Annotated in this window: 12 protein-coding genes; all 12 read right to left on the minus strand. The window is 65.9% G+C overall.

All coding sequences use genetic code 11. The features are described 5' to 3' along the window. Nucleotides 1-3 precede the first annotated feature (3 nt). The 12 genes from B0T44_RS02320 to B0T44_RS02375 all read right to left on the minus strand — a co-directional run bounded on the left by B0T44_RS02320 (nt 4) and on the right by B0T44_RS02375 (nt 11,702). Nucleotides 4-1,254 (minus strand): cytochrome P450 family protein, encoded by a 1,251-nt coding sequence (locus B0T44_RS02320; RefSeq protein ID WP_245839163.1) that lies wholly within the window; start codon nt 1,252-1,254, stop codon nt 4-6. Nucleotides 1,255-1,268: 14 nt separating this feature from the next. Beyond that, the gene (locus B0T44_RS02325) at nt 1,269-1,892 is read right to left on the minus strand and encodes a GTP-binding protein (RefSeq protein ID WP_077115031.1); all 624 of its coding nucleotides are present in this window, start codon (nt 1,890-1,892) and stop codon (nt 1,269-1,271) included. Beyond that, the gene (locus B0T44_RS02330) at nt 1,867-2,214 is read right to left on the minus strand and encodes a DUF742 domain-containing protein (protein ID WP_077115032.1); all 348 of its coding nucleotides are present in this window, start codon (nt 2,212-2,214) and stop codon (nt 1,867-1,869) included. The genes B0T44_RS02325 and B0T44_RS02330 overlap by 26 nt, the downstream gene beginning before the upstream one ends. Continuing rightward, nucleotides 2,211-2,645 carry a roadblock/LC7 domain-containing protein gene (locus B0T44_RS02335; RefSeq protein WP_077115033.1) on the minus strand — a complete coding sequence of 145 codons (435 nt, stop codon included), beginning with the start codon at nt 2,643-2,645 and terminating at the stop codon, nt 2,211-2,213. Before B0T44_RS02335 ends, B0T44_RS02330 begins: the two co-directional genes overlap by 4 nt. After that, nucleotides 2,645-4,165 (minus strand): ATP-binding protein, encoded by a 1,521-nt coding sequence (locus B0T44_RS02340; protein ID WP_077115034.1) that lies wholly within the window; start codon nt 4,163-4,165, stop codon nt 2,645-2,647. Before B0T44_RS02340 ends, B0T44_RS02335 begins: the two co-directional genes overlap by 1 nt. Before the next feature lie 906 nt (nt 4,166-5,071). Then, nucleotides 5,072-5,467, minus strand: a complete 396-nt coding sequence (locus B0T44_RS02345; RefSeq protein ID WP_077115035.1) for a metal-sulfur cluster assembly factor — start codon at nt 5,465-5,467, stop codon at nt 5,072-5,074. After that, on the minus strand, nt 5,464-5,934 hold the full coding sequence (sufU, locus tag B0T44_RS02350) for a Fe-S cluster assembly sulfur transfer protein SufU (protein WP_077115036.1): 471 nt from the start codon (nt 5,932-5,934) through the stop codon (nt 5,464-5,466). The genes B0T44_RS02345 and sufU overlap by 4 nt, the downstream gene beginning before the upstream one ends. Before the next feature lie 43 nt (nt 5,935-5,977). Then, nucleotides 5,978-7,243 (minus strand): cysteine desulfurase, encoded by a 1,266-nt coding sequence (locus B0T44_RS02355; protein ID WP_077115037.1) that lies wholly within the window; start codon nt 7,241-7,243, stop codon nt 5,978-5,980. Nucleotide 7,244: 1 nt separating this feature from the next. Then, nucleotides 7,245-8,015: a Fe-S cluster assembly ATPase SufC gene (sufC, locus tag B0T44_RS02360; RefSeq protein WP_077115038.1), complete on the minus strand. Its 771-nt coding sequence runs from the start codon at nt 8,013-8,015 to the stop codon at nt 7,245-7,247. 44 nt (nt 8,016-8,059) lie between these two features. Continuing rightward, nucleotides 8,060-9,238 carry a Fe-S cluster assembly protein SufD gene (gene sufD / locus B0T44_RS02365; protein ID WP_077115039.1) on the minus strand — a complete coding sequence of 393 codons (1,179 nt, stop codon included), beginning with the start codon at nt 9,236-9,238 and terminating at the stop codon, nt 8,060-8,062. Beyond that, nucleotides 9,238-10,674, minus strand: a complete 1,437-nt coding sequence (gene sufB / locus B0T44_RS02370; RefSeq protein ID WP_077115040.1) for a Fe-S cluster assembly protein SufB — start codon at nt 10,672-10,674, stop codon at nt 9,238-9,240. Before sufB ends, sufD begins: the two co-directional genes overlap by 1 nt. After that, nucleotides 10,671-11,702, minus strand: coding sequence for a helix-turn-helix transcriptional regulator (locus B0T44_RS02375; RefSeq protein WP_175647933.1), 1,032 nt, complete (start codon nt 11,700-11,702; stop codon nt 10,671-10,673). Before B0T44_RS02375 ends, sufB begins: the two co-directional genes overlap by 4 nt. Between the last annotated feature and the right edge of the window lie 41 nt (nt 11,703-11,743).

Below are 11,743 nucleotides of genomic sequence, written 5' to 3' on the forward strand. Positions count from 1 at the left end.
TCCTTACACCACGTTCAACGGAGGGGACTTCGGGAAGACGACCGGTAACGACGCCAAAGCACGGTGGAAGGGGCCTGGACGCCAGGTCAACTCCTCGTCGGGCACCGCCAACTCCATCTCCGGCAGCGCGTCGAGCAACTGGTCGATTGCCTCCTGGGCGACCACGAACGCCACCGTTTGCGCCGGGCAGGCATGCGGTCCGAGGCTCCATGCCAGATGCGAGCGGTTACCGGTCCGGTCGCCGCCGCGGATCTGGGGATCGTTGTTGCAGCCGGCCAGACTGATGAGGACCGGCTGATGCGCGGGCAGCCAGGTATTTCCGATCAGGATCGGCTGGCGCGGGTAGGTGGCGCTGAAGTTCGCCATCGGCGGGTCGTTGAACAGCACCTCGTCGAGCGCGTCCCTGGTCGACAGGCTGCCGCCGAGCATATCGCCGCCGAAACGAGCGTCGGTGAGCATCAGCCGCAGGGTGTTGACGATCAGGTTCTGCTGGGGCTCGAGGCCTGCGCCGTAGAAGCTGATCAGGTTGGACAGCAACTCTTCGTCGTTGAGATTCGCCGGATGCTGCACCAACCGCGACGTGACGTCGTCACCCGGCTCGGCCTTGCGCATCGTGATCATCGTCATCAGCGCCTCGGACAGGGTTTGCATGCCCCAGGCGGCGTTGACCGCGTCGAACAGCGCGGCCATCCCGGCCGCGACCTGCTGCCCGATATCCGGCGGACAGCCGACCATCTGGTTGAGCACCTCGAAGACCAGAGGGAAGGCGTACTCGGTGAGCAGATCCGCGGAACCTTTTTCGCAGAACGTGTTGATCAGCGGAATGGCGATCCGCTCCACCGCCGCGTGCAGCGCGTTCAGATCGATCCCGTCGATGGCCGCAACATATGCCTGCCGGTATCTGGCGTGGGTGGTGCCCGCGTTGCGCAGCGCGTTCGGATACCACATCAGCATCGGCTTGACCGGTGCATCGTCGGGGCACTGATCCTGCCACGCCCGCGGGTCGGCCGGGAAATGTTCGGGATCGTTGAGGATCCGCACCGCGTCCTGATAACCGATCACCAGCGTCGCGGGCACATTCGGCGACAATTCGACCGGTACCATCGAACCGTACTGGCGGCGCATCTCACGGTAATGGCCGTGCGGGTCAGCCGCGTACTCCTCCGAATACAGCGGGACACGGGGGCCATCGGAATCGACCGGCGATCCGTGCGCCACCGGGCAGGTCGCGAAGCGTTGCTGGCTCGAAGTCAAAGGTTCATGGGGTGTCAAAGACGAGACTCCAGACGGTGGAACAAGAACTCGACGAGGGTGATGAGCGAACGCAGGCAGGTGCCGCGGTCGCGTGCGTCGAGTGCGGTGAGCGGGGTGTCCTCGGCCAGGTCGAGCGCGTCACGGATCTCCGAGAGCGGGAAGCGGTTGGCGCCCTCGAATTCGTTGACTGCCACCGAATACGGCACGCCGCGTTCCTCTAGGACCGACAGCACCTCGTCGGCTTTTTCGATACGCCGGGTGTCGACCAGGACCAGGGCGCCTAGCGCGCCGCGGGCCAGCTCTTCCCACAGGGGGACGAAACGCTGCTGACCCGGTGTACCGAACAAGTACAGTGCCAGTTCGGGATTGAGTGTGATGCGGCCGAAATCCATTGCCACGGTGGTCTGCGATTTACCGGGCAGTCCGGCCATATCGTCGACGCCGACGCTGGCCTCGGTGATGGTCTCCTCGGTGCGCAGCGGTTTGATTTCGGAGACACTGCTGACGAAGGTCGTCTTGCCGACGCCGAAGTTGCCTGCCACCAGCAACTTCACCGACCGTGTCACAGTGTCCGGCACATAGTCGACGGTGCGGCCGTAGCCTGCGGGCCGCTCAGGCCGGGAGAGCACGGAGCCCATTGAGTACCTCCTCGAGCAGGGCTATCTCCGGCAGGATTTCGGCCGGGGTGGGAATGATCAGATGTTCGCTGTCCAGCAGGTCGGAGGCGACGATCTTGACCACTGATGGTGGCAGGTCGAGATAGGCCGCTATCTCGGCGATGGACAGCGCACCGTGGCCGCAGACCTCGATCACCCGCCGGGCGTCGGGTGTGGCTCCCTGTGCCGGATCCTTGGCGGCGACGACGAGAGTGACCAGGTCCAGTTCACGGGTCGGACGCGAGCGTCCCCCGGTCCGCACATACGCGCGGACCAGGTCGGGATCACGCCGTGACCCGCTCATTGCACGCCGCCGCCTTCGCCGCCTCTGCGGGGCTGGCTGGCCAGTTCGTGGCCGACCCGGCCCGCCAGTTCGTTCATGCGGTGCGCGATGAGGCCCACATCGATATCGGTCATGGTCGATACACCGAGCAACGCGCCCTCACCTGCGGCGGTGATCATGATCATGCCCTCGTCGTACTCGGTCATGTTCTGCCGCACGTTGTTTCCGGATTGGCCACAGAATTCACCGAGCGCTTTGCCCAGCGAGCGCAGGCCGGAGGCGGCGGCGGCAAACCGTTCCGCGTCGTCTTTGGCGATACCGTTCGAGTGCGCGATGCGCAGCCCGTCCTCGGACAGCAGGACGGCGAACCGGACGCCGGGAACCTCGAGATCGTCCAGTAGCCAGCCTAATTTGTTCGTGCTGTCGTTCACTACTGTTCTCGGTGAGCCCATCAGGATGTCATCCCTTCGGTGTCGTCGGATGCGGCGGCGCGGCCGCTCTTGGAGCCGCTGTGCCAGGCGGCTGCGATCTCTGGTCGGGCGGGCGCCGGTTCGTTACGGGCGCCATATGTTCCGCTGTCGGCGGGTAGCACCGCGGCCCTGCGGCGCCGCTTGGGCAGACCGCCGCTGGTGATGTCGTGCACCGCTGTCGGCTGGTCGTTGTCGGTGAATCGATCGGCGGCTCCGGCCATGGCGCTTCCCCCGGTCGTCGTCGGGCCGGTCGGCGTGCTCTTGTCGGCTACCCTGGTATCGGCCACCGGGGCGCCGGCCGCGGCCGTGGCGTTCGGTCCGGCCGATACCGCGGCGAGTTCCCGCGGTGCGGGCGGCGCGGCGGCGAGGGTGTTCTCCCCTTCGCTCGCAGCACGCGGTGCAACCAGCAGGGATTCCGGAATGTAGACCATGGCGCGCATACCGCCGTAGGCGTTGGGGCCATCGATGTAGACGGTGAACCCGTAACGGCGCGACAGCGCGGCGATACCCGGGAAACCGACCTTGGGGGCCGGGCCCAACTGGTGGATGTCGACCGGACGCTCGTTGGCCAGGATCTGCCTGGCCTCTTCCATCTGCTCGGCGTTCATGCGCACACCAGCGTCGTCGACGATCACGGTGACGCCGTGATGGCCTTCCTGAAAGCTGATGTCGACGAACGAGGTGGGCGGGGAGTAACGCAGTGCGTTATCGATGAGCGAGGCCAGCGTGTGCACCAGCGGCTCCACCGCGCGACTGATGACCATCCGGTCGAGCTGGCCCGCACGCACCCGCAGGTAGTCGCGTACCCGGCCGCTCGCGCCGCCGACCACATCGGTCAGCGACTGCGCAGGCCAACGACGTCCGGGCAGACCACCACAGACGATGACGTAGGACTGCGCCTGACGGATCATCTGCTGGACGCTGTGGTCGATGCGGATGAGCGTTTCGTAGACGCGGTCGTCGCGGTGTTCGCGCAGTGCGGCGCTGACCACCTGGCTGACGTCCGCGCCGAGGCTGACCACAGAGGTGCCGAAGGAGCGGACCGCGGCGCTGGTCGCCTCCCGCGAAGTCGTTTCGACTTGTGTGCGAGCGGTTTCGACTTCCGAGCGGACAGCGGCCTCGGCTGCGGTGACGGCCTGGCGCGTCTGCTCCTCGGCCTCACGGACAGTGCTGTCGCGTGTTTCGGACTGCACCAGCCGCAGGTCTTCGGTGACGCGCTCGGTGATCCAGAGCATGCACTGGGCGAAGCGTGAGTTCTCCAGACCCGCCGGGACTTCCGGCCCGATGGCGGTCTGCTCGTAGCGCCGGACAGATTCCGTCAGCGCAGGCAGGGTTGCGGCGGCAAGATGTTCGAGAGCGTCCTCGCGCACACCCAGTTCACGTTCCAGCGCGGAGATACGGGCGTTTTGCCCGCGCACGGTCCGAACGGCGTACCAGGCCACGCCGAGCACCAGAAGGGGGGCGAGGATCCAGGGAAGCAGCACGGCGGTATTCAGATTCATCAGCTTTCTCGTCGTTGACAGGGCTCGAGGGTGCGCCACGCGATGCCACAGCTTTCTGCCACAGCGCTCGTCTCGCCTTCCTCGCGACGCCGACCATGACTGCCCCTGGCCGGATGAGGTCCGCCGCCGGGTACCCGGCGAAGCATCGAAACCCACCCTCTTTTGTTACTCCAAAGTAACCAAGAGTCAAGCCATTCGACCAATCGCCGACCTACCGGAACATGCCGATCCAGTAGCCCGAACCCGACGACGCGCCAACACTAGCAGCAATGTTGGGAACTCTCTTCGTATCCGGGTAAGAACTAAAGGCCTTCCGCCCATCGCACGCCCGCCACCTCGAAAAATGCGCAAAAATATTGGGCCGGTAGCGATCCCGGCCCCAGTCGCGCACATGCACGGCCCGAAGCGCTTCGCGCGCCCGCCCGCGCGCGGGCGGAAGTATGGTGCGACCTGCCCGAGCCCTCACCAGAGCGAACCGGTCGGTCGGCCGCTATGGGCATACCGGGAGCCTTTGCAGAGAAATTGCTTCCGTCCGCCGACGACTGCTATACAGAGCACAGACGTACACCGAATCGATGAAATGTCAGTTATCGAAGGGCCGGGCTCCGGGGATCTACAACCGCTCACAGAAACGCGGAAACGCAGAACCCGACAAACCCCCAGAACCCCATTCACCGCGAATGCTCCGATACCTCCGGCCGGAAACCGCATTCGACTCGACACCGCTTTAGTGCGTCACTCGGGCGCCGTCGGTGAACATCGAGACTTTCTCCGTTGCCCATGCCGCGAACCATGGGCCGGCATGGGCGTATCTTTCGTTTCTGCGACACAGCAAGCGCCCACCGCCCCACCGCGAACTACATCGCGATGGGGCGGTGGGCATGTAGGTGACCGCGAGACCAGGGCCTAGACGGTGAAGCCGAGAGCGCGCAGTTGTTCCCGGCCGTCCTCGGTGATCTTGTCCGGACCCCACGGCGGCATCCAGACCCAGTTGATCTTCAGCTCGTCGACCAGGCCGCTGCGCACCAGGGCATTACGAGACTGGTCCTCGATGACATCGGTGAGCGGACAGGCCGCCGAGGTCAGGGTCATGTCGATGACGGCGGTCTGGCCTTCGAGCTTCAGCCCGTACACCAGGCCCAGGTCGACGACGTTGATACCGAGCTCGGGGTCGACCACATCACGCATGGCCTCCTCGAGGTCCTCGAGATGCTTGATGTCCTCGGGCGACAGCTCGGCCTGCTCGGTCTGCGCCGCGTCCGCGAGCTGTCCGGTCGTTTCGGTTGCCGGTGTCTCGGTCATATCGTTTCCCCGTTCCTGTTGTCTGCGCCGTTGGTGTCGATCCGGACCACCGCGTCCTTGAACGCCATCCAGCCCAGCAGCGCACATTTGACCCGCGCCGGGTACTTGGCGACACCGGCGAAGGCGATACCGTCACCGATCACGTCCTCATCACCCTCGACGGTGCCTCGGCTGCCGATCATCTCGCTGAACGAATCGACCACCTTCAGCGCCTGCTGTACCGGAAGCCCGATCACCTGATCGGTGAGCACCGAGGTCGAGGCCTGACTGATCGAACAGCCCTGGCCGTCGTAGGAGACATCGGCGACATCACCGTTGTCGTCCAGCTGCACGCGCAACGTGACCTCGTCACCGCAGGTGGGGTTCACATGGTGCACCTCGGCGCCGTACGGCTCCCGCAGCCCGCGGTGATGCGGATGCTTGTAATGGTCCAGGATCACTTCCTGGTACATCTGCTCCATACGCATAAGGAATCCAGCGCCCTATCTAGTGGTCGTTCACTCGCATATATCAGTCGCTCACTCCGAAGAACTTCTGCGCCTTGCGCACCGCGTCCACCAGCTTGTCGACCTCGTCGAGGGTGTTGTACACCGCGAACGAGGCCCGCGCCGTCGCGGCGATACCGAAACGCCGGTGCAGCGGCCAGGCGCAGTGGTGACCGACGCGGATCGCGACCCCTTCGTCGTCGAGGATCTGGCCGACATCGTGCGCGTGGATGCCGTCCACCACGAACGCCACGGCGCCGCCGCGGTCCACGTTCTCGGTCGGGCCGATGATCCGCACCCCGTCGACACCGCCGAGGCCTTCCAGCGCCGCAGCGACGAGCTCGTGCTCATGCGCCGCGACGGCCTTCATCCCGATATCGTCCAGATATCGCACCGCCGCGCCGAGCCCGACCACCTGGGAGGTCATCGGTACACCGGCCTCGAACCGCTGGGGCGGCGGGGCGTAGGTGGTGGCCTCCATGGTGACGGTTTCGATCATGGAACCGCCGGTGATGAACGGGGGCACGTCGGCCAGGAGCGCGCGGCGCCCGTACAGCACACCGACACCGGACGGACCCAGCATCTTGTGCCCGGAGAAAGCCGCGAAATCGACGTCGAGCGCACGGAAATCGACCGGCATATGCGGCACCGACTGACAGGCATCGAGCACCACCAGCGCATCCACCGCCTTGGCGCGGCGCACCAGCTCCTCCACCGGCGCCACGGCACCGGTGACATTCGACTGATGGGTGAAGGCGACGACCTTGGTGGCCGGCGACAGCTCCAGTGAATCGAGATCGATACGCCCGTCGTCGGTCACGCCGTACCAGCGCAGCGTCGCCCCGGTACGCCGGGCTAGTTCCTGCCAGGGCACCAGGTTCGCGTGGTGTTCCAGCTCGGTGATGACGATCTCGTCGCCGGGCCCAAGATGGAACGGGAACCGGTCGTCGGAGAACGCGTAGGTCACCAGGTTCAGTGATTCGGTCGCGTTCTTGGTGAACACGATTTCGTCGGCGTCCACACCGACGAACCGGGCGATATCGGCGCGCGCGCCCTCATAGGCGTCGGTTGCCTCCTCGGCCAGCTGGTGTGCGCCACGGTGCACGGCCGAGTTGCGGGTGATCAGGAAGTCGCGTTCGGCTTCGAGCACCGCCACCGGCCGCTGCGCGGTCGCACCGGAATCCAGGTACACCAACGGTTTCCCGTCCCGGACCGTGCGGTTCAGGATCGGGAAGTCGGCCCGGATGTGGGCCACATCGAGGGTGTGACCAGTGATGGGTGCTGTGGTCATATCACGCTCCGGCGGTAGCGGTCTGGGTGAAGCGCACGTAACCGTTGGCGTCGAGTTCCTCGGCCAGTTCGGGGCCGCCCTCGGCGACGATGCGTCCGCCGACGAACACGTGCACGAACTGTGGCTGGATATAGCGCAGGATCCGGGTGTAGTGGGTGATCAGCAGGACACCACCGTCGTTGCGTTCCTTGTAGCGGTTCACGCCCTCGGACACGATGCGCAGCGCGTCCACGTCGAGGCCGGAGTCGGTCTCGTCCAGGATCGCGATCTTCGGCTGCAGCAGGCCGAGTTGCAGGATCTCGTGCCGCTTCTTCTCACCACCGGAGAAGCCCTCGTTCACGCTGCGCTCGGCGAAGGCGGCGTCGATGTCGAGTTCGCTCATCGACTCCTTGACTTCCTTGACCCAGTGCCGCAGCTTCGGGGCCTCGCCTCGCACCGCCGTGGCGGCCGTACGCAAGAAGTTCGACATCGACACACCGGGCACCTCGACCGGGTACTGCATGGCCAGGAACAGGCCGGCACGCGCCCGCTCGTCCACCGACATGGCCAGCACGTCCTCACCGTCGAGGGTGATCGACCCGGAGGTGACGGTGTACTTGGGGTGACCCGCGATGGCGTAGGACAGCGTGGACTTACCTGAGCCGTTGGGACCCATGATGGCGTGCGTCTCGCCGGATTTCACGGTGAGGTTCACGCCGTTGAGGATCTTGACGGTCTCGCCGTCGGGAGTGGCTACCTCGGCGTGCAGGTCCTTGATTTCCAGGGTGGTCATAGGTTTCCGATTTCCTTTGCGGGGCTGTGCAGTCGGGGGTCGGGTCAGGCGCCGATGGCGGCGAGTTCGGCTTCGATCGCTTCCGCGAGCCGCTGTCTGACCTGTTCGACGGTGATCTTCTGGATGATCTCGTGGAAGAAGCCGCGTACCACCAGGCGGCGGGCGACCTCGTCCGGGATACCACGCGCACGCAGGTAGAACAGCTGCTCGTCGTCGAAACGTCCGGTGGCCGAGGCGTGCCCGGCACCAAGGATCTCACCGGTTTCGATCTCGAGGTTGGGCACCGAGTCGGCACGGGCACCGTCGGTGAGCACCAGGTTGCGGTTGATCTCGAAGGTGTCGGTGCCTTCGGCGGCCGCCCGGATCAGCACATCACCGACCCATACCGTGCGTGCGTCGCCCTTGGACGATGCGGGATCGCCCTGCAGCGCGCCCTTGTACAGCACATTGGATTTACAGTTGGGCACTGCGTGGTCCACCAGCAGCCGCTGTTCGAAGTGCTGGCCCGCGTCGGCGAAGTAGAGGCCGAGCAGTTCGGCGTCGCCGCCGGGGCCGTCGTAGCGGACGGTGCCGGTGAGGCGCACCAGGTCGCCGCCGAGGGTGACCGCGGTGTGGCGCAGGGTGGCGTCGCGCCCGAGCCGGGCGTGATGGGCGGTGGCGTGCACCGCGTCGTCGTCCCATTCCTGGACGGCGACCACGGTCAGCTGGGCGCTGTCGCCGAGCACGAACTCCACGTTCTCGGCGTAGGTGCCGCTACCGTGCTGGTCGATCACGACCGTGGCCTTCGCGAAGGCACCGAGCCGGACCTGCAGGTGGCCGTAGGCGGTCTTACCCGCGCCGGGGCCGGTGACGGTGACTACGACCGGGTCGTCGATCTCGGTTTCGTTGCCGACGGAGACGACGGTGGCCGATGCGAATCCCGAATACGCCTGGGCAGCGACCCGGTCGGCAGGCACGCCGGCCTCGCCGAGGCGGGTGTCGTCGCGGTCGACGGTTTCCACGGTCACACCCGATGTGGGGGTCACCTGGACGGTGGCGATGCCGTCGGCCGCGGCGCTGCCGTCGTGCAGTCCGCGCAACCGGCGCAGCGGAGTGAACCGCCACGCCTCGTCCTTGGCCGAGGGCACCTCGAACGCGTTCACGTCGAACGATGTGAAGACCTCGCCCTTGTTGATCGCTGGGGTCTTCGCCTCGGCGGCTTCGGCGACATTCTCGACGGCCATCAGCCGACGGCTCCTTCCATCTGCAGTTCGATCAGGCGGTTCAATTCGAGGGCATATTCCATCGGCAGTTCCTTGGCGATGGGCTCGACGAAGCCGCGCACCACCATCGCCATCGCTTCGTCCTCGGTGAGGCCGCGGCTCATCAGATAGAACAGCTGATCCTCGGACACCTTGGAGACAGTGGCCTCGTGGCCCATCGTCACGTCGTCCTCGCGGATGTCGACGTAGGGGTAGGTGTCGGAGCGGCTGATGGTGTCCACCAGCAGCGCGTCGCACTTCACCGTGGACTTGGAGCCGTAGGCGCCCTTGTTCACCTGGACCAGGCCGCGGTAGGACGCCCGGCCGCCGCCGCGTGCCACCGACTTGGACACGATGGTCGAGGAGGTGTGCGGGGCCAGGTGCAGCATCTTCGCACCGGTGTCCTGGTGCTGGCCCTCACCCGCGAACGCCACCGACAGCACCTCGCCGCGCGCGTGCTCGCCGGTCATCCACACGGCCGGGTACTTCATGGTCACCTTGGAACCGATATTGCCGTCGATCCATTCCATGGTCGCGCCCGCCTCGGCCTTGGCCCGCTTGGTGACCAGGTTATAGACGTTGTTCGACCAGTTCTGGATGGTGGTGTAGCGGCAGCGGCCGCCCTTCTTCACGATGATCTCCACCACTGCGGAGTGCAGCGAGTCCGATTTGTAGATCGGTGCCGTGCAGCCCTCGACGTAGTGCACGTAGGCGTCCTCGTCGACGATGATCAAGGTCCGCTCGAACTGGCCCATGTTCTCGGTGTTGATCCGGAAGTAGGCCTGCAGCGGAATGTCGACGTGCACACCAGGCGGCACGTAGATGAAGGAGCCGCCCGACCATACGGCGGTGTTCAGCGCCGAGAACTTGTTGTCCCCGGCGGGGATCACGGTGCCGAAGTACTTCTGGAAGATCTCCGGGTGCTCCCGCAGACCGGTGTCGGTATCGAGGAAGATCACGCCCTGGGCTTCGAGGTCCTCACGGATCTGGTGATAGACGACCTCGGACTCGTACTGGGCGGCGACACCGGCAACCAGCCGCTGCTTCTCCGCTTCTGGGATGCCCAGCTTGTCGTAGGTGTTCTTGATGTCCTCGGGCAGATCGTCCCAGCTGGCGGCCTGCTTTTCGGTGGAGCGGACGAAGTATTTGATGTTGTCGAAGTCGATGCCCTCCAGGTTGGAGCCCCAGTGCGGCATCGGTTTCCGGTCGAAGATGCGCAGCGCCTTGAGCCGGCTTTCCAGCATCCATTCCGGCTCGTTCTTCTTGGCCGAGATGTCGCGGACGACCTCCTCGGACAGACCTCGTTGCGCACTGGCGCCGGCCGCATCCGAGTCGGCCCAGCCGTAACCATATTTGCCCAGGGACGCGATGGTCTCTTCCTGGGTGAGCGGCTGCACCTGGTCGGTGGTCGTCGTCATTCGGCACTCCTTCCGGAGTCGTCGTTCGTTCCTACCGTTGCGGGCTGTGCAACGGCCGATGGGGAAGTTGTCTTCGGTTCGGTATATGCGCGGGCCTTCGCCTGCGCGGTCCGCCCGGCGGCGGGTACCGCCGTGAGCGGGACGTGCGTGGTGCAGGCACAGTCGCCGTTGGCGATTGTCGCCAGGCGTTGCACGTGCGTGCCGAGCAGTTCCCGGAACACCTCGAGCTCGGCCTCGCACAGCTGCGGGAATTCCTCGGCCACGTGCGAGACCGGGCAGTGGTGCTGGCAGATCTGCACGCCCGCGCCCACCTTGCGGGTGCTCGCGGCGAACCCGGAGTCGCTGAGCGCTCCGGCGATCTCCTCGGCTTTGGCCACCATCCCGGCCTCGGCCGTAGTCTCAGCCTCGGCCGTAGTCTCAGCCTCGGCCGTAGTCTCAGCCTCGGCCCCAGCGGGATCGGCTTCGTCGGCAGCGCGGCTCGGAATCTGCGGTCCGTGCTCGCGCAGCGGTTCGATCCCGGCCACAATGGTCCGCGCACGTTTGCGGGCGAACTCGGTGATCGCCTGATCGCCGCCGATCTCGCCGAGCTGCCGGATGGCCGCACCGGCCAGATCGTCGTAGGCGTGGCCGAGCTGCCCGCGGCCCGCGGCCGTGAGCTGGTACTGCTTGGCCGGACGTCCGCGACCCTTCTGTTGCCACGGCGCCGAGCGACTCGCCCTGGCCTGGCCCGAATCGATGAGCGCGTCCAGGTGCCTGCGCACACCGGCCGGGGTCAGTCCCAGCCTGGTGCTGATCGCTGTCGCGGTGATCGGGCCCTCCTCCAGCAGCAGTCGTATGATCGCCGCCCGGGTGTGGCCCTCTCCCCCACGCACCGCAGGGACGGCAGCCGACAGGGTACCGGCCCGGCGACCAGCCCTTTCGTCAGTGTTCGGCAAACCCACGGTTTTCACAACATCAGTGTGTCGGAATTCGTTCCCGAAATCCAATAAGGGTGACCTGGCTTGCCTCGGGCCACGTGCCCGCGCCATCACCCGACCCGCCCCCGACCACCGGATTTACGAGGGACATG

It is taken from the genome of Nocardia donostiensis (assembly GCF_002081715.1).
GTDB classification, from domain to species: Bacteria; Actinomycetota; Actinomycetes; order Mycobacteriales; family Mycobacteriaceae; genus Nocardia; species Nocardia donostiensis.

What these genes read in the sequence shown, in the direction of transcription:
- B0T44_RS02325 (WP_077115031.1), bottom strand. Translation starts at nt 1,892, where the DNA reads ATGGGCTCCGTGCTCTCCCGGCCTGAGCGGCCCGCAGGCTACGGCCGC.
- B0T44_RS02330 (WP_077115032.1), bottom strand. Translation starts at nt 2,214, where the DNA reads ATGAGCGGGTCACGGCGTGATCCCGACCTGGTCCGCGCGTATGTGCGG.
- B0T44_RS02335 (WP_077115033.1), bottom strand. Translation starts at nt 2,645, where the DNA reads ATGGGCTCACCGAGAACAGTAGTGAACGACAGCACGAACAAATTAGGC.
- B0T44_RS02340 (WP_077115034.1), bottom strand. Translation starts at nt 4,165, where the DNA reads ATGAATCTGAATACCGCCGTGCTGCTTCCCTGGATCCTCGCCCCCCTT.
- B0T44_RS02345 (WP_077115035.1), bottom strand. Translation starts at nt 5,467, where the DNA reads ATGACCGAGACACCGGCAACCGAAACGACCGGACAGCTCGCGGACGCG.
- sufU (WP_077115036.1), bottom strand. Translation starts at nt 5,934, where the DNA reads ATGCGTATGGAGCAGATGTACCAGGAAGTGATCCTGGACCATTACAAG.
- B0T44_RS02355 (WP_077115037.1), bottom strand. Translation starts at nt 7,243, where the DNA reads ATGACCACAGCACCCATCACTGGTCACACCCTCGATGTGGCCCACATC.
- sufC (WP_077115038.1), bottom strand. Translation starts at nt 8,015, where the DNA reads ATGACCACCCTGGAAATCAAGGACCTGCACGCCGAGGTAGCCACTCCC.
- sufD (WP_077115039.1), bottom strand. Translation starts at nt 9,238, where the DNA reads ATGGCCGTCGAGAATGTCGCCGAAGCCGCCGAGGCGAAGACCCCAGCG.
- sufB (WP_077115040.1), bottom strand. Translation starts at nt 10,674, where the DNA reads ATGACGACGACCACCGACCAGGTGCAGCCGCTCACCCAGGAAGAGACC.
- B0T44_RS02375 (WP_175647933.1), bottom strand. Translation starts at nt 11,702, where the DNA reads ATGGCGCGGGCACGTGGCCCGAGGCAAGCCAGGTCACCCTTATTGGAT.